Raw genomic sequence first — 16,477 nt, 5'->3', positions numbered from 1 at the left:
GCGAGGGTCGCCCGGCACGCCGCAGGGGCCCGCCGGGACGACCCGGCGGACCCCTGCGCGGCGTGCGGACCCTCAGGAACGGTGCGCCCGGTAGTACTCGACCAGCGCCTTCGTCGAGGCGTCCTGCGCGGCGAGCGCGGCGTCGTCGCCGGCCACGGCGGGCGCGACCTCCAGGGCGAGCTTCTTGCCGAGCTCCACGCCCCACTGGTCGAACGAGTCGATGCCCCACACCACACCCTGCACGAACGTGACGTGCTCGTAGAGCGCGACGAGCTGGCCGAGCACCGACGGGGTGAGCGCGGGTGCCATGATCGACGTCGTCGGGCGGTTCCCGGAGAACGTGCGAGCGCTCACCAGGTGCTCGGCCGTGCCCTCCGCGCGGACCTCGTCGGCCGTCTTGCCGAACGCCAGCGCCTTGGTCTGCGCGAAGAAGTTCGCGAGGAACAGCTCGTGCACGTCGGCGCCCGGCTGCACCGCACCCCCGTCACCCTCGGCATCGGAGAGCGGGTAGGCGGGCGTCGCGAACGCGATGAAGTCCGCGGGGATCGTCCGGGTGCCCTGGTGGATGAGCTGGTAGAAGGCGTGCTGGCCGTTGGTGCCGGGCTCGCCCCAGAAGACCTCGCCGGTCTGCGACGTGACGGGGGAGCCGTCGGCGCGCACCGACTTGCCGTTCGACTCCATGGTGAGCTGCTGGAGGTAGGCCGGGAAGCGGTGGAGCTGCTGGGCGTAGGGCAGCACGGCGTGCGTGTGGGCGTCGAGGAAGTTGACGTACCAGACGTTGAGCAGGCCCATCAGCGCGGGGACGTTCCGCTCCAGCGGCGTGGTGCGGAAGTGCTCGTCCATCGTGCGGAACCCCGCGAGGAGCTCGCGGAACACGTCGGGACCGAACGCGATCGCCAGCGAGGTGCCGATGGCGGAGTCCACCGAGTAGCGGCCGCCCACCCAGTCCCAGAAGCCGAACGCGTTGGCCGGGTCGATGCCGAACGCGGCGACCTTGTCCAGGGCGGTGGACACGGCGACGAAGTGCTTGCCGACGGCGGCCTGGCGGGCCTCGGCGGTGTCCTCGATGGCGCCGGCGGCCACCAGGCGCTCCCAGAGCCACGCCCGCGCCAGACGCGCGTTGGTCAGCGTCTCCAGGGTGCCGAACGTCTTGGAGGCCACGATGAACAGCGTGGTCTCCGGGTCGAGGTCGGCGGTCTTCTGCGCGACGTCGGTGGGGTCGATGTTCGAGACGAACCGGGCCGCAGGGCCACCCTCGCCGTACGGCGCGAGGGCCTCGTAGACCATGACCGGCCCGAGGTCGGAGCCGCCGATGCCGATGTTGACCACGGTCCGCACCGGCTTGCCGGTGACCCCCGTCCACGCGCCCGAGCGCACCTGGTCGGCGAACGCGGAGAGCTTGTCGAGCTCGCGGGCGACGTCGGCGTCGACGTCCTGGCCGTCCACGACCAGCGGCGGCTGCGTGCCGGGTGCGCGGCGCAGGGCCGTGTGCAGGACGGCGCGGTCCTCGGTGACGTTGATGTGCTCGCCGGTGAACATCGCCTCGGTGCGGGCCGGGAGGTCGACGTCGTGGGCGAGGCGCACGAGCAGGTCGAGCGTCTCGTCGGTGACGAGGTTCTTGGACAGGTCGACCAGCAGGTCGCCCGCCGTGCGGGTGAGGCGCTCCGCGCGGCCCGGGTCGGTGGCGAACCAGCCGCGCAGGTCGCCGCGGAACTCGCGGTGGTGGCGCTGGAGGTCCGCCCAGGACGGCGTGGTGGTGGCGTCGACAGGGGTGGTCGTCATGGTGCCTACGGTAGTGACCCCCGGGAGCGGGCGCGCGGTCGTCCGCCCAGCGGGCGAGCGCTTTCCCGCTGCTGTGGCGCCCTCCCGGGCCGGGTGCCAGGATCGAGGCGGGCGGTCCGGGACGGGCCGTCGCACCGGACGTCGACGTTCGAGGAGGACGCACGCATGGCCATGTTCACCGTCTGGAAGTTCGACGACCCCGAGGGCGCCGCCCGCACCGTCGCCATCGTCAAGGACGCGGCGTCGGAGGGCCTGATCACCCTCGTCGACCACGCCGTCGTCGAGTGGCCCGAGGGCGACGACCACCCCACCACCCACGGGATCAACGACGACGCCGCGAAGTCCGGCGGCTGGGGAGCCCTCTGGGGCCTCCTCATCGGCGCGCTGTTCTTCATCCCCGTCATCGGGGCCGTCGCGGGCGCCGCCATCGGCGGCCTCAGCCGCGTGCTCTCCGACGTCGGGATCACCAAGGACGACCTCGAGCGGATCAAGGCCGAGATCGTGCCCGGCACGTCCGGCCTGTTCCTCATCACCGAGCAGGGCGACCCCGACCGGTTCCGGGAGCGGCTGCACGGGATCAAGGCGACCCTCGTCAGCTCCAACATGTCCGACGCGGAGACCCGCGAGCTCCGCGAGATGTTCGGCGCCTGACCGCGCACCGACGACCGGCGCCGACGCCCCGCGAGCCCGGGCGCCGGCGCGGGTCGGCGTGGTGAACGAGCGCACCCGGCCGGAACTGGTGAGGATGACTCCGTGGCGCAGAACGACCTGGACCTCCTGACCGGCGAGGACGCGACCGAGCTCCTCGCGACGGCCGTGGCGACGGCGGGGGGCGAGCTCGTCGACTGGTCCGTGCGCCAGGTGGACCACCGGCCCGGCCGGTCGACGACCGTCGCCTACCGGGCGCGCGTGCGCTGGGCGAGCACCGGCGACGGCTCGCAGGTGCGGACCGAGACCCTGGGCGCGTCCCTCGGGCGGCCCGGCGACCAGCAGGTCCCCGGCGTCCTCACCCTCGACGACGGCGAGCACTCCGTCGCGATCTGGCGGTTCCCCGGCGACCCGGCGCTGCCGGCGCTCGCCACCGCGTTCGACGCCCACGCCGTCGCGACGCTGCTCGGGGACCTCGGCGTGCCCGAGGTCGCACGCGGCCCCGTCACCCTCAAGGTGCGGGCCTACCGGCCCACCCGCCGCGCCGTCATCGAGGCCAGCACCCCCGGGGCGCGGGTGTTCCTCAAGGTCGTGCGCCCCGACAAGGTGGACGACCTGCACGCCCGCCACGCGCTGCTCGCGGGGGCCGGGCTGCCCGTCCCCAAGCCGCTGGGCCGCAACAACGACGGCCTGCTCGTCATCGCGCCGCTGCCGGGGGAGTCCATGCGACGTGCCGTGCGCGACGGCGGCCCCGTCCCCGGACCGGACGAGGTCGTCGAGCTCCTCGACCGGCTGCCGCGCGACGTCGTCGACCTGCCCCGGCGCACGTCGTGGAGCGAGAACGCCTCCCACTACGCCTCCGTCATCGGCGCCGCCCTGCCCGCCGAGGCCGACCGGGCCGCGCAGCTCGCGACCGCCGTCGAGCAGCGCATCGCCGGGCTGCCCGCCGACGACCCCACCCACGGCGACCTCTACGAGGCCCAGGTCATGCTCACCGAGGGCCGGATCACCGGGCTGCTGGACGTCGACTCGGCCGGGCCGGGCCGCCGCGCCGACGACCTGGCGTGCCTCGTCGCGCACGTCGAGACCCTGTCGCTGCTGCGCGGCTGGGACACCGACCGGCTGCACGCGCTGGCGGTGGGGTACGCGCACGGCTTCGCGGGCGTCGTCGACCCGGCCGAGCTGACCGCGCGGGTGGCGGGCGTCCTGCTGTCGCTGGCGACGGGCCCGCACCGGGTGCAGGAGGCCGACTGGCCGGCGCAGACGTCGCTGCGGCTGGACGCCGTGGAGCGCTGGTTCGCCGGCATCCCGGCCTGACCGGCGCCGTGGGCGGACCGCGGGGCGTCAGGCGGGCGCGGGTCCCGTGCTGGAGCGCACGACGAGCGACGTCGGGAGCCGCAGGTGCTGCTCGCGCGGGGCGCCCTCGAGGACGTCGAGCAGCATGCGCAGCGCCTCGGCGCCCATGCGGTGCAGCGGCTGGGCGACGGTGGTGAGCGGGGGCGTGACGGTCGCGGACTCGGGCACGTTGTCGAAGCCGACGACGGACAGGTCCTCGGGGACGCGCAGGCCCAGCTCGGCGGCGACCTCCATGACGTGGATGGCCGACTGGTCGTTGGCCGCGAACACGGCCGTGGGGCGTTCGCCGTCGCGGCGGCTGAGCAGCTCGCGGGCGGGGGTGTCGGCGGTGTCGGGCCGGTAGCCGCCGACCCGCACGAGGGTGGGGTCGACGCCGATCCCGGCGTTGTCCAGCGCCTGCCGGTAGCCGAGCTCGCGCAGGCGGGCGGACTCGAGGTCGGTGCGGCCCCCCAGGTGGGCGATGCGGCGGTGGCCGAGCGCGATGAGGTGCTCGACGGCCTCGCGGGCGCCGGTGGTGTTGTCGGAGTCGACGGTGTGGGTGCCCTCGGGCCCGGTGTGCGGGTCGATGGCGACGACGGGGATGCCGTTGGCCTCGGACAGCACCATCGTGGGCGTGACGACGATCGCGGCGTCGATGAGGGTGCCGGCGAGCCGGGACAGGGAGCGCCGTTCCCATCCGGCGACGGTGCCGCCGTCGGACCCGCCGGAGTAGGCGAGCAGCTCGTAGCCGGTGCCGCTGACGGCGGACGAGATCCCCTTGAGCAGCTCGGTCGAGTACGGCTCGAACTCGGCGACGAGCACGCCGACGACGTTGGTGGACTGCCGCCGCAGGCTGCGGGCGACGAGGGAGGACTCGTAGCCGAGCTCGGCGACGACGCCGAGCACCCGCTCGGCGGTCGCGGGGGCGACGCCGTAGCGGTTGTTGACGACCTTGGACACGGTGGCGACGGACACCCCGGCGACGCGCGCGACGTCGGAGATGGTCACGCGGCCCGCGAACGAGGGGGCGGCCGTGCTCGGGGCGGATGGCTCGGCGGCTGTGCTCACCCCTGGAGCGTAGTCCTGTCCGGGTCGGGGCGTACGAGGGCGCCCGCGTGTTGTGAAACCGTTATCGAAAACGTTTGACAAGAGTCGCGCGGGTTTGCCACGGTAGTTCTGCGCGGGAACTCTCATGGACGAGGACCCCCGCACCAGCAGATCTCGTACGACGAGTCGACGACGACCAAGGGGTTCACGATGACGAGGACAATGCGACGCGCAGGCGCGGTCGCGATGGGCGCCACCATCGCCCTCCTGGCCACGGCATGCGCCGGCCAGGGCACCGCTGACCAGGACACCGAGGAGACCGCCAGCGCCGGCGGCGACGTCACCATCGAGTGGTGGCACAACTCCAACACCGGTGAGGGCAAGGAGTACTACGACCAGGTGGCCGCCGACTTCGAGGCCGACAACCCGGGCGTCACCGTCCAGGTCGAGGCCATGCAGCACGAGGACATGGTCACCAAGCTGCAGGCCGCCATGCAGGCCGGAACCGACGTCCCCGACGTCTTCATGAGCCGCGGCGGCGGCGAGCTGCAGAACGACGTCGACGCCGGTCTCCTGCGCGACCTCACCACCGACGCCTCCGACACCATCGAGAAGATCTCGTCGTTCGCCGGGCAGTACACGGTCGACGACAAGGTCTACGCCCTGCCGTTCTCCATGGGCATCGTCGGCTTCTGGTACAACAAGGACCTCTTCGAGCAGGCCGGCATCTCCGACGTCTCGCAGAGCCCCACCGTCGAGGAGTTCGACGGCTACCTCGACAAGCTCGAGGCCGCGGGCATCGACCCGATCTCCGTCGGCGCCGGCGACAAGTGGCCCGCCGCCCACTACTGGTACTACGGCGTCGTCCGCGAGTGCGCCTTCGACACCGTCGAGGCCGCCATCGAGTCCGGCGACTACTCCGACGAGTGCTTCATCAAGGCCGGCGAGGACGTCGAGAACATCATCGCCGCCGAGCCGTTCAACCCCGGCTTCCTCGGCACCGCCGCGCAGTCCGGCCCGACGTCCGCCTCCGGCCTGCTCGCCTCCGAGCGCGTCGGCATGGAGCTCGCCGGCCACTGGGAGCCCGGCGTCGTCGGCGGCCTGCGCGAGGACCAGAAGGTCCCCGACTGGCTGGGCTGGTTCGCCTTCCCGACGTTCGACGGCCAGGCCGGCAACCCGTCCGACCAGATGGGTGGCGGTGACGCCTGGGCCGTGTCCCAGGACGCCCCCGACGCCGCGGTCGACTTCGCCGCGTACCTGCTGAGCGACGAGGTGCAGACCGGATTCGCCGAGCTCGACATGGGCCTGCCCACCAACCCGGCCGCGACCGGCTCCCTGTCCAACGAGACGCTCGCCCAGCTCATCCCCGTCCGCGACGGCGGCGGCGAGACCCAGCTCTACCTGGACACCCGGCTCGGGCAGTCCGTCGGCAGCGCGATGAACGACGCGATCGCCCTGATGTTCGCCGGCGAGGCGGGCCCGCAGGACGTCGTCGACGCCATCGAAGAAGCCGCAGCGGCGCAGGGGTGATCGAGATGGCAGACGACGCAGCCGTCACGACGGCCTCCGAGTCGTCTGCCACCTCCTCCCGCCCGGCCGCCGGCACGACCCGCACGGGTCGTCCGGCGGCCGGGCGACCGGCGGGAGGTCGGCAGACGAACGACAAGAACCTCCGCAAGCGCCTGGAGATCGCGTTCTTCGTGACCCCGGCCCTCGCGATGCTCGTCCTCTTCGTCGTCTGGCCGGTCATCACGGCCGTCCAGATGTCCGTCTACCGCTGGAACGGGCGAGGTCCCATGGTGGACTTCGTCGGGCTCGCGAACTACGTGTCGGTCCTCACCGACGACGTGTTCGTCGGCTCCCTCGTCAACAACCTCGTGATCGTCGTCGCGTCGATCGCGATCCAGCTCCCGCTCGGCCTCGCCATCGCGCTGCTCCTCAACCGCAAGATGTGGGGCCAGGGCATGCTGCGCACGATCATCTTCGTGCCGTACGTCCTGGCGGAGGTCGTCGCCGGCGTCATCTGGTTCCAGCTCCTCCAGCCGTACTACGGCGTCCTCGACACCCTCTTGCAGGCCGTCGGGCTCGAACCGCCGCCCCAGGGCTGGCTCGGCGACCCCGACCTCGCGCTGTGGACCGTCCTGGTCATCCTCACCTGGAAGTACCTCGGCCTCGCCGTCATCCTCTTCCTCGCCGGCCTCCAGGGCGTGCCCGACGAGCTGTACGAGGCCGCGCAGCTCGACGGCGCCTCCTGGTGGCAGGTCCAGCGGCGCATCACCATCCCGCTGCTCGGCCCCACCATCCGCACCTGGGGCTTCCTGTCCATGATCGGTTCGCTCCAGCTGTTCGACATGGTCTGGATCCTCACCAAGGGCGGACCCGCGAACGCCACCAGCACCATGGCGATCTTCCTCGTCAACGAGGGCACCCGGAGCAACAACTTCGGCATCGCCGGCGCCGCCTCCGTGGTCCTGTTCGGGATCGCGCTCGTCATGGCGGTGCTCTACCAGCGACTCATCCTCAACCGTGACAAGGGGGTGGCGTGATGGCCACGACGACCCGACCGCCCGCCACCACGGCGCCGGAGCCGCAGCCGACCTCGCGCCGCCGCGGCGGCGCCCGCCGCTTCCAGGGCGGCAGCCCCCTCGTCTACGCCGTGGCCTTCGTCGTCGTCTGCGCGACCCTCGGTCCCGTCCTGTACGGCGTGCTCAGCGGCTTCCGCACCAACGGGCAGCTCACCGAGTCGCCCGCCGCGCTGCCGGACCCCTGGGTGTTCACCAACTACACGGGCGTCATCACCAACCCGTCCTTCTGGCAGTACACCCTCAACTCGGTGGTCATCGCGGTCATCACCACCGCGATCGTCGTGATCTTCGGCGTCATGGCCGCGTACCCGCTGGCGCGCTACACCTTCAAGGGCCGCGAGGCGCTGTTCATGGTGTTCGTCGCCGGGCTGCTCTTCCCGGCCACCGTCGCCGTCATCCCGCTGTTCATCCTCCTCACGCAGAACTTCGGCCTGGGGAACAGCTGGTGGGGCGTCGCGCTGCCGCAGGCCGCGTTCGCGCTGCCCATGACCGTCGTCATCCTGCGCCCGTTCCTGCAGGCCCTGCCCAAGGAGCTCGAGGAGGCCGCCCAGCTCGACGGCACCAGCCGCATCGGGTTCTTCTGGCGGATCCTCCTGCCGCTGTCCGGACCCGGCATGGTCACCGTCGGCGTCCTCGCGTTCGTCGGCTCCTGGAACGCCTACCTGCTGCCGCTGCTCCTGCTGCAGGGCGACATGAAGACGCTGCCCCTCGGCGTCGCCGACTTCTCCTCCGAGCACTCCGCCGACACGGCCGGCGTGTTCGCCTTCACCACGCTCGCGATGATCCCCGCGCTCGTCTTCTTCCTGGCCATGCAGAAGCGCATCGTCAACGGACTCCAGGGTGCGGTCAAGGGATGACCGTGCAGAAAGAGAACCTGATGCCCACCACGCACCCCGCCGCGATGCCGCGGGTCTCCGACCGCGTCGCCGCCCTCCACGCCGAGATGACCCTCGAGGAGAAGCTCGCGCAGATCGTCGGCTACTGGCTCGACCAGGGCGGCGAGGTCGTCGCCCCCATGCAGGGCGAGATGGCCGCCGGGCAGGCCGGCTCCGACAAGCTCGGCGAGATCACCCGCCACGGCATCGGCCACTACACCCGCGTGTACGGCACCCGCCCCGTCGACCCCGCCGAGCGCGCCTCCTGGCTGTGGACCGAGCAGCAGCGGCTCAAGGCCGAGACCCGCCTCGGCATCCCCGCGCTCGTCCACGAGGAGTGCCTCACCGGCCTCGCCGCGTGGAAGGCCGCCACGTTCCCCACCCCGCTGGCCTGGGGCGCCGCGTTCGACCCCGAGCTCGTCGCCGAGATGGGCGCCGCCATCGGCGAGTCCATGCGCGAGCTCGGCATCCACCAGGGCCTCGCCCCCGTGCTCGACGTCGTGCGCGACCCCCGCTGGGGCCGCGTCGACGAGTGCATCGGCGAGGACCCCTACCTCGTCGGCACCGTCGGCACCGCGTACGTGCAGGGCCTCCAGTCCGCCGGCGTGCACGCCACCCTCAAGCACTTCGTGGGCTACTCCGGCTCCCGCGCCGGCCGCAACCACGCCCCCGTGCCCGCCGGACGCCGCGAGATCGCCGACGTCTACCTGCCGCCCTTCGAGATGGCGGTCAAGGACGGTCACGTGCGCTCCGTCATGGCGTCGTACGTCGACGTCGACGGCGTCCCCCTGCACGCGTCGTCCGAGTACCTCACCGACCTGCTGCGCGAGCAGTGGGGCTTCGACGGGACCGTCGTCGCCGACTACTTCGGCGTCGCGTTCCTCGAGGTGATGCACCACGTCGCCGCCGACCGCGCCGACGCCGCCGGGCAAGCGCTCGCCGCCGGGCTCGACATCGAGCTCCCCACCGGTGACGCGTTCCTCGCGCCCCTCGCCGCCGCCGTCCGCGACGGCCGCGTCGACGAAGCCCTCGTCGACCGCGCCGTCCTGCGCGCCCTCGCGCAGAAGGAAGAGCTCGGCCTCCTCGACGCCGACGCCTTCGCCGGCCCCGCGCCCACCCAGATCGACCTCGACACCCCCCGGCACCGGGCCATCGCGCGCCGCCTCGCCGCCGAGTCCGTCGTCCTGCTGTCCAACGACGGCATCCTGCCGCTCGCCGGACGCCCCACCACCCCCCAGCGCGTCGCCGTCGTCGGACCCAACGCCCACCGCGCCGACGCCCTGATGGGCTGCTACTCGTTCGCCAACCACGTGCTCGCCCACCACCCCGAGCACGAGCTCGGCTTCGAGATCCCCACCGTCCTCGACGCCCTCGGCGGCGCGTTCGCCGACGCCGGCACCGCCCGACCCGCCCTCGTGCACGCCCGCGGCTGCGAGGTCGAGGGCGAGGACACCTCCGGGTTCGCCGAGGCCGTCGCCGCCGCGACGTCCTCCGACGTCGCCGTCGTCGTCGTCGGCGACCAGGCCGGCCTCTTCGGCCGCGGCTCCGTCGGCGAGGGCAACGACACCGAGACCCTCGACCTGCCCGGCGTGCAGCGCCAGCTCGTCGAGGAGATCGTCGCCACCGGCACCCCCGTCGTCATGGTCGTCGTCTCCGGACGCCCCTACGCCATCGACTGGGCGCTCGACGGCGACCGGCGCCCCGGCGCCGTCGTGCAGGCCTTCTTCCCCGGCGAGGAGGGCGGCACCGCGATCGCCGGCGTCCTCACCGGTGCCGTCAACCCCTCCGGCCGGCTCCCCGTCTCCCTGCCCCGCTCCGCCGGCGCGCAGCCCTACTCCTACCTGCACCCCGCCCTCGGCGGACCCAGCGACGTCACCTCCGCCGACTCCACGCCGCTGCGCCCCTTCGGGTTCGGCCTGTCGTACACCGAGTACGCGTACACCGACCTCGCCGTCGCCCCCACCGCGGGCACCGACGCCGGGATCACCGTGTCCGTCCGCGTCACCAACACCGGCGACGTCGACGGCGCCGACACCGTCCAGCTCTACGGCCGCGACGTCGTCGGGTCCGTGGCCCGACCCCTCGTGCAGCTCCTCGGCTACCGGCGCGTCCCGCTGGCCGCCGGCGAGTCCGCCGTCGTCACGTTCGACGTCCCCGCCACCCGCCTCGCCTTCACCGACCGTCGCGGCGTCCGCGTCGTCGAGCCCGGCGACCTCGAGGTGTGGGTCGGCTCCCACGTCGCCGCCGTCGCCGGCGACGCCCAGGAGCACGACGACGCCACCGGCGGCGCCATCTCCAACGCCAAGGCCGCCGCCAAGCGCGAGCTGCCCGGCAGCGCCACCGAGCGTGCCGTCGTCCGCCTCACCGGCGACGTCCACGCGCTCACCGGCGACGAGCCGCGCCTCGTCGGGGTCACCGTCACCCACGACTGACCCCAGCACCTCCCGCCCGTGCCCCGGGCGGGAGGTCCGGCCCGCCGGGTCCGTGCCTCACGCACCGACCCGGCGGGCCGACCCGTTCCCGCGACTCAGCGTGGGCGTCGGCGAGTCAGCGCGGTTTCCCGCGAGTCAGCGCAGGCTCCCGCGAGTCAGCGCACGTCCACGCGAGTCAGCGCAGGCTCCCGCGAGTCAGCGCACGTCCACGCGAGTCAGCGCAGGCTCCCGCGAGTCAGCGCTGGGTCGCGTCGCTCGGCGCTGAATCGCGGGGGAGGGGACCGACCGGGTGCCCGAGGGCGCATGGCAGAGTGGGTGGATGCGGATCGACATCTGGCTCTGGGCCGTCCGGCTCTTCAAGAGCCGTTCCGTCGCGGCGACGACGCTGCGCTCCGGCCGGGTCCGGGTCAACGGCACCGTGGCGAAACCCGCCACGTCCGTCCAGGTCGGCGACCGCGTGACCTGGCGCGACCCCCTGCGCGACCGGGTCGTCGTCGTCCGCGAGCTGATCCCCAAGCGGGTCGGCGCACCCCTCGCCGTCAAGGCCTACGACGACCAGAGCCCGCCCGTACCCACCCGCGAGGAGCGGGCCGAGGTCGGGCTGCGGGACCGTGGCGCCGGCCGGCCGACGAAGCGCGAGCGACGCGACATCGACCGGCTCCGCGGACGGCGGTAGCCGCGCACGGGCGGGGGCGCGGCGCCTCTGCGCGCCCCGTCGGCAGGTCGCACACTGGGGCAATGGCGAGGACCAGCGCGGGGCTGCTGCTCCACCGCGACCCCGGGACCGGCGTCGAGGTGCTGCTCGGGCACATGGGTGGACCCTTCTGGGCGCGCAAGGACGCGGGCGCGTGGACGGTGCTCAAGGGCGAGGTCGAGGACGGCGAGGACCCCCACGCCGCCGCCGTGCGGGAGGCCTCCGAGGAGCTCGGGCTCCCGCTGCCGCCGTCGTCCGACGACGTCGACCTGGGCGAGGTCCGGCAGCGGTCGGGCAAGAGGGTGCTCGCCTGGGCGCGGGTCTGGCCGCCGCCCTGGCCGGACCTGGCCGCCGCACGGAGCAACACCGTCGAGGTCGCGTGGCCGCCCCGCTCCGGCCGCACGGTCGAGGTGCCGGAGATCGACCGGTACGCCTGGCTCGACCCCGACGAGGCGCGGCGCCTGGTCGTCCCCGCCCAGGCGGCGTTCGTGGACCGTCTGCTGGAGCTGCTCACCACGGGGGCCGAGGCATGAGTGCGCTGACTCGCGCACTCCTGCGCTGACTCGCGGGGACGTGCGCTGACTCGTGGGACGTGCGCTGACTCGCGGGGCTCTGCGGTGACTCGCGCCGACCCGTGCCGGGCGGCGGCCGGTAGAGTGGGCCGCCGCGCGCCGCAGCCGACCGCCCCGGCAGCGCGCCACGTGCCGCTCGCCGGCCGGTCGCCGGCTCGTCACCCCCCGCCCAGACCAGGAGTGTCCCGCGTGCCGTCCGAGCCCCGCACCGTGCCCGACCCCGCAACCCGACCGGCGGACGTCGTCCCGGAGGCGACGTCGTCCGGCTCGTTCCGTGCCGCGTTCAGCTCGGGCACCCGCCTGCGCACCGAGGTGCTCGCCGGCCTCGTCGTCGCCCTCGCGCTCATCCCCGAGGCGATCGCGTTCTCCATCATCGCGGGCGTCGACCCGAAGATCGGGCTGTTCGCCGCGTTCACGATGGCGGTCACCATCTCGTTCGTCGGCGGCCGTCCCGCGATGATCTCCGCCGCGACCGGCGCCGTCGCGCTCGTCGTCGCACCCGTCGTGCGCGACCACGGCCTCGATCACCTCGTCGCCACGGTGATCCTCGGCGGGCTGATCCAGGTCGCGCTCGGCCTGCTCGGCGTCGCGCGGCTCATGCGGTTCATCCCGCGGTCCGTCATGGTGGGGTTCGTCAACGCCCTCGCCATCCTCATCTTCTCCTCCCAGCTGCCGCACCTGTTCGGCGACAAGGTCACCGCGGACAACCGCTGGTGGATCTACGCCCTGGTCGCCGCGGGCCTGGCGATCATGGTGTTCTTCCCGCGCCTGACGAAGGTCGTCCCGGCGCCGCTCGTCGCGATCGTCCTGCTCACCGTCGTCACCGTGGTGGCCGCCATCGCCGTGCCCACCGTCGGTGACGAGGGCGAGCTCCCGTCGTCGCTGCCCACGCTGTTCCTGCCCGACGTGCCGTTCACGCTCGACACGCTGCGCATCATCGCGCCGTACGCCCTCGCGATGGCGCTCGTCGGCCTCATCGAGTCGCTGCTCACCGCGAAGCTCGTCGACGACGTCACCGACACCCACTCGAACAAGACCCGCGAGTCGTGGGGGCAGGGCGTCGCGAACCTCGTCACCGGGCTCTTCGGCGGCATGGGCGGCTGCGCGATGATCGGCCAGACCATGATCAACGTGAAGGTGTCGGGCGCGCGCACCCGCCTGTCGACGTTCCTCGCGGGCGTCTTCCTGCTGATCCTCGTCGTGGTGCTCGGTGACGTCGTCTCGGTCATCCCCATGGCCGCCCTCGTCGCGGTGATGATCATGGTGTCCGTCGGCACGTTCGACTGGCACTCGGTGCGACCCTCCACCCTGCGCCGCATGCCGCTGCCCGAGACCGCCGTCATGCTGGTCACCGTCGGTGTCACCGTGTGGACGCACAACCTGGCGTACGGCGTCATCGCCGGCGTCGTCGTCGCGGCCGTGCTGTTCGCGCAGCGCGTCGCGCACCTGACGACGGTGACGCGCCTCGACGACGCGCCCGCCGACGACGTCCGCACCTACGTCGTCGACGGCGAGCTGTTCTTCGCGTCGTCCAACGACCTCGTCTACCAGTTCGACTACGCGGGCGACCCGGACCGCGTCGTCGTCGACCTGTCCGCCGCGCACGTGTGGGACGCGTCCACGGTGGCGGCGCTGGACGCCGTCCAGCACAAGTACGCGAGCAAGGGCAAGACGGTGGAGTTCGTCGGGCTCAACGCGGACAGCCGGGCGCGCCTCGACCGGCTCGCGGGGCGGCTGGGCGGGGCCTGAGCCGGCGCCCGCGCCGACTCGCGTCGCCGTGCGCTGACTCGCGGGAACCTACGCTGACTCGGCGGATCGTGCGCTGACTCGGCGGATCGTGCGCTGACTCGCGGGGCCCTGCGCTGACTCGCGGGGACGGGTCAGACGCCGAGGGAGCGGGCGGACCAGGTGAGGCCCAGCGCCTGGAGGACGTCGGACGGCTCGCGGTCCACGGCGTCGGCGTACGCCTGCAGGGACATCACCGACGCGGTGAGCATCGTCGTGATGACGTGGCGGGCGAGACGCGGGTCGGAGGTCGCCTCGTCGAGCATCTCCTGCACGACGGCGGACCGGATGCCGAGCTCCGGGTCGGAGCACGCGGTGAGGAGCGCGATGGTCGTCGCTCCGGCGTCAGTAGCCATGCGCACCCCCGTTGTCACGACGTGTCACCATCCGGTGTACCCCAGCGGAACGAGGTCCGCGACCCGAGCCCCGGCGTTTCGTCCCCCGGGTGCCGCTACCATGGCGCACCGGCGGTCAGGGCGGCCGCCGTCGACGACGGGGCACACGTGGCGCGAACGGACCGATCTGCACCTTCCCACCTGCGACGACGGGCCGCCTCGGCGCTCGCCGTCGCCGCGATCGCGCTGGCCGGGGTGGTGCTCGTCCCGCCGGGCCCGGCAGCCGCCGCGAACGGCCTGACGGAGGAGTCGCACGCCCGGTACACGGTGTCCGCCAAGGGGCGGGTGACGGCCGAGGTCACCACGACCATCACGAACGTGACGCCCGACCGCGGCAGCACGTACTACTACTGGGACGCGTACTCGATCCCCGTCCCGGCGGGCGCCGACGACGTCACCGCGACCAGCGGCGGTGCGCGGCTGTCCACGTCGACCCGCGGCACGGACGACCCCGACACCGAGGTGGTGCAGGCGTCCTTCTCGCCGCTGCGGTACGGGCGCAGCCGCACCATCACGTGGACGTACGAGGTGGACGGCGCGCCGGTCCGGTCGAAGCGGTGGACGCGCGTCGGCCCGGGGTACGCGACGTTCGCCGTGCAGTCGTGGGGCGACGACGGCCGCACCACGGTCGAGGTGGACGTCCCGCGCGACATGACCCTGGACTCCACCGCGGACTTCGCCGAGGAGCGCGGGCCCAGGAACAAGCCCACCGTCTACACGCTGGACGAACAGAACGCCGAGAACGGCATCTGGGCCGCGGTGTCCGTGCGCGACCCGGACCGCGCCGACGCGCGCGAGATCACGGTCGGCGACGCGACGCTCACCGTCGAGGGCTTCCCCGGGGACGAGAAGTGGCTGCGGTTCGCCGCGAAGCAGGTCGAGACCGGCCTGCCCGAGCTGGAGCGGCTCGTCGGCAGCCCCTGGCCCGCCCGGGTCGACGTCGTGCGGGAGGACGTGTCCCCGCAGGTGCTGGGCTACGCCTGGTTCGACGACCGTGGCAACGAGATCGTCGTGGGGGAGGACCTCGACGCCGCGACGATCTTCCACGAGCTGGGGCACGCCTGGTTCGACGACGAGCGGTTCGAGGGCCGCTGGCTCTACGAGGGGCTGACGGAGGTGACGGCGCACCGCGTGCTGGCCGCCACCGGCGGCCGGGGCACCCCGTTCGAGGAGCCGAAGCGGCGCTCGAAGGACGCGCTGCCGCTGATCGACTGGTCGGAGCAGGCCCGCGACCACGACGTCGACGGGTACGCGTACGCCGCGGCGTACACAGCCGTACGGTCGATCCTCGGCGACCTCGACGACGAGACGTACACCGCCGTCGTCGACGCCGCGCACGCCGGCGAGAGCGCCTACGAGGAGCCCGGGAGCAAGATCGGCACCCGCAGCACCGTCGGCTGGCAGCAGTTCCTCGACCTCGCCGCGGAGCGCGGCGGCGTCGACGGCAGCGCCGCCTACCGCCGGTGGGTCATCACGGGCAAGCAGGCGAAGCAGCTCGACGCCCGGGCCGACGCGCGCGCCGACTACGCGGCGCTCGACGAGGCCGACGGGTCGTGGCGCGTCCCGGCGGGCGTGCGGTCCGCGATGACGGACTGGGAGTTCGACGACGCCACGCAGGCCATGACGACCCTGGCCCCCGTCGCGGAGTCCGCGGCGGCGCTCCAGGCCGCGTCCGACGGGGTCGGGCTCGCCGTCCCCGACGCCGTGCGGGGCACCTACGAGCGCGCCCGCGACGCCGACGGGTACGCCGAGGTCGCGGGCCTCCTGCCCCGCGCCACGACCGTCCTGACCGGCGTCGCCGCGGTGTCCGACGACGTCGCCGCCGCGTCCGACCCGTTCACCGAGCTGGGGGAGCGGATCCTCGGCGCCGAGGACGCGACGGCGCGGGCACGGGCGGCGCTCGCGGACGGCGACCTCGACCTCGCCGCGGCCCGCACGACGGTCGCCGAGGAGCAGGCCGGCCGCGCCACGGGGATCGGCGCGGGTGTCGTCGTCGTGGCAGTGCTGCTCCTGGCCGGGGCGGTGCTGGTCCCGGTGCTGCTGGTGCGCGCCCGGCGTCGGCGCCGCGCGGCGGCAGCGGTGGCGGGCCTCCCGGCCGGACCCGACGCGCTGGGCGGCCAGGTGGCCTCCGGCCTCACCGACGCACCCGCCGGCCCGGGCAACGCCGACACCGACCCGGGCGACGCCGCCACCGCCCCCGGCGCCGACCCGGGCGCCGATGCCGCCGACCCCGGCGCCGGCACGGACACCGACGCCGACCGCGACGGGCGGTCCACCGAGGAGGGCGACCGCACCGCGCGGACCGGCGCCGGGGCGTAGCGTGGACG

At 73.6% G+C, this 16,477-nt stretch carries 13 protein-coding genes; 10 read left to right on the top strand and 3 right to left on the bottom strand.

What is annotated here, in order from left to right:
- Positions 1–72: 72 nt before the first annotated feature.
- The gene (gene pgi / locus ATJ88_RS16680) at positions 73–1,782 is read right to left on the bottom strand and encodes a glucose-6-phosphate isomerase (RefSeq protein WP_098464802.1); all 1,710 of its coding nucleotides are present in this window, start codon (positions 1,780–1,782) and stop codon (positions 73–75) included.
- 165 nt (positions 1,783–1,947) lie between these two features.
- Here pgi and ATJ88_RS16675 point away from each other — a divergent pair, with 165 nt between their 5' ends.
- Together ATJ88_RS16675 and ATJ88_RS16670 are read left to right on the top strand one after the other, a co-directional pair.
- Positions 1,948–2,433 (top strand): DUF1269 domain-containing protein, encoded by a 486-nt coding sequence (locus ATJ88_RS16675; protein ID WP_098464801.1) that lies wholly within the window; start codon positions 1,948–1,950, stop codon positions 2,431–2,433.
- Between the two features lie 102 nt (positions 2,434–2,535).
- A complete protein-coding gene (locus ATJ88_RS16670) occupies positions 2,536–3,747 on the top strand; it encodes a phosphotransferase (protein ID WP_098464800.1) in 1,212 nt (403 codons plus the stop codon).
- Positions 3,748–3,774: 27 nt separating this feature from the next.
- On the opposite strand, the gene ATJ88_RS16665 is transcribed toward ATJ88_RS16670, so the two are convergent.
- Complete coding sequence (locus ATJ88_RS16665; RefSeq protein ID WP_425432692.1) at positions 3,775–4,833, bottom strand: LacI family DNA-binding transcriptional regulator; 1,059 nt, start codon at positions 4,831–4,833, stop codon at positions 3,775–3,777.
- 189 nt (positions 4,834–5,022) lie between these two features.
- On the opposite strand from ATJ88_RS16665, the gene ATJ88_RS16660 reads away from it, so the two are divergent.
- The 7 genes from ATJ88_RS16660 (at position 5,023) to ATJ88_RS16630 (ending at position 13,719) form a co-directional block, all read left to right on the top strand.
- Positions 5,023–6,342, top strand: coding sequence for an extracellular solute-binding protein (locus tag ATJ88_RS16660; RefSeq protein ID WP_098464799.1), 1,320 nt, complete (start codon positions 5,023–5,025; stop codon positions 6,340–6,342).
- Positions 6,343–6,347: 5 nt separating this feature from the next.
- A complete protein-coding gene (locus tag ATJ88_RS16655; protein ID WP_098465432.1) occupies positions 6,348–7,358 on the top strand; it encodes a carbohydrate ABC transporter permease in 1,011 nt (336 codons plus the stop codon).
- A complete protein-coding gene (locus ATJ88_RS16650) occupies positions 7,358–8,254 on the top strand; it encodes a carbohydrate ABC transporter permease (protein WP_098464798.1) in 897 nt (298 codons plus the stop codon). The genes ATJ88_RS16655 and ATJ88_RS16650 overlap by 1 nt, the downstream gene beginning before the upstream one ends.
- Before the next feature lie 20 nt (positions 8,255–8,274).
- Complete coding sequence (locus tag ATJ88_RS16645; RefSeq protein WP_211287534.1) at positions 8,275–10,704, top strand: beta-xylosidase/alpha-l-arabinosidase; 2,430 nt, start codon at positions 8,275–8,277, stop codon at positions 10,702–10,704.
- Between the two features lie 319 nt (positions 10,705–11,023).
- Entirely contained in the window at positions 11,024–11,380 is a 357-nt protein-coding gene (locus ATJ88_RS16640; protein WP_098464797.1) for an RNA-binding S4 domain-containing protein, read from the top strand.
- A gap of 62 nt (positions 11,381–11,442) precedes the next feature.
- Complete coding sequence (locus ATJ88_RS16635) at positions 11,443–11,931, top strand: NUDIX hydrolase (protein ID WP_098464796.1); 489 nt, start codon at positions 11,443–11,445, stop codon at positions 11,929–11,931.
- A 228-nt stretch (positions 11,932–12,159) separates the two neighbouring features.
- Positions 12,160–13,719, top strand: coding sequence for a SulP family inorganic anion transporter (locus ATJ88_RS16630; protein ID WP_098464795.1), 1,560 nt, complete (start codon positions 12,160–12,162; stop codon positions 13,717–13,719).
- Between the two features lie 131 nt (positions 13,720–13,850).
- Here ATJ88_RS16630 and ATJ88_RS16625 read toward each other — a convergent pair whose 3' ends face one another.
- The gene (locus tag ATJ88_RS16625) at positions 13,851–14,111 is read right to left on the bottom strand and encodes a hypothetical protein (RefSeq protein ID WP_098464794.1); all 261 of its coding nucleotides are present in this window, start codon (positions 14,109–14,111) and stop codon (positions 13,851–13,853) included.
- Between the two features lie 147 nt (positions 14,112–14,258).
- Between ATJ88_RS16625 and ATJ88_RS16620 the strand changes: the two genes are divergently transcribed.
- Positions 14,259–16,469: a gluzincin family metallopeptidase gene (locus ATJ88_RS16620; RefSeq protein ID WP_098464793.1), complete on the top strand. Its 2,211-nt coding sequence runs from the start codon at positions 14,259–14,261 to the stop codon at positions 16,467–16,469.
- Positions 16,470–16,477 lie beyond the last annotated feature (8 nt).

Source organism: Isoptericola jiangsuensis (assembly GCF_002563715.1).
GTDB classification, from domain to species: domain Bacteria; phylum Actinomycetota; class Actinomycetes; order Actinomycetales; family Cellulomonadaceae; genus Isoptericola; species Isoptericola jiangsuensis.
This window is presented reverse-complemented; position numbering and strand designations above follow the sequence as displayed.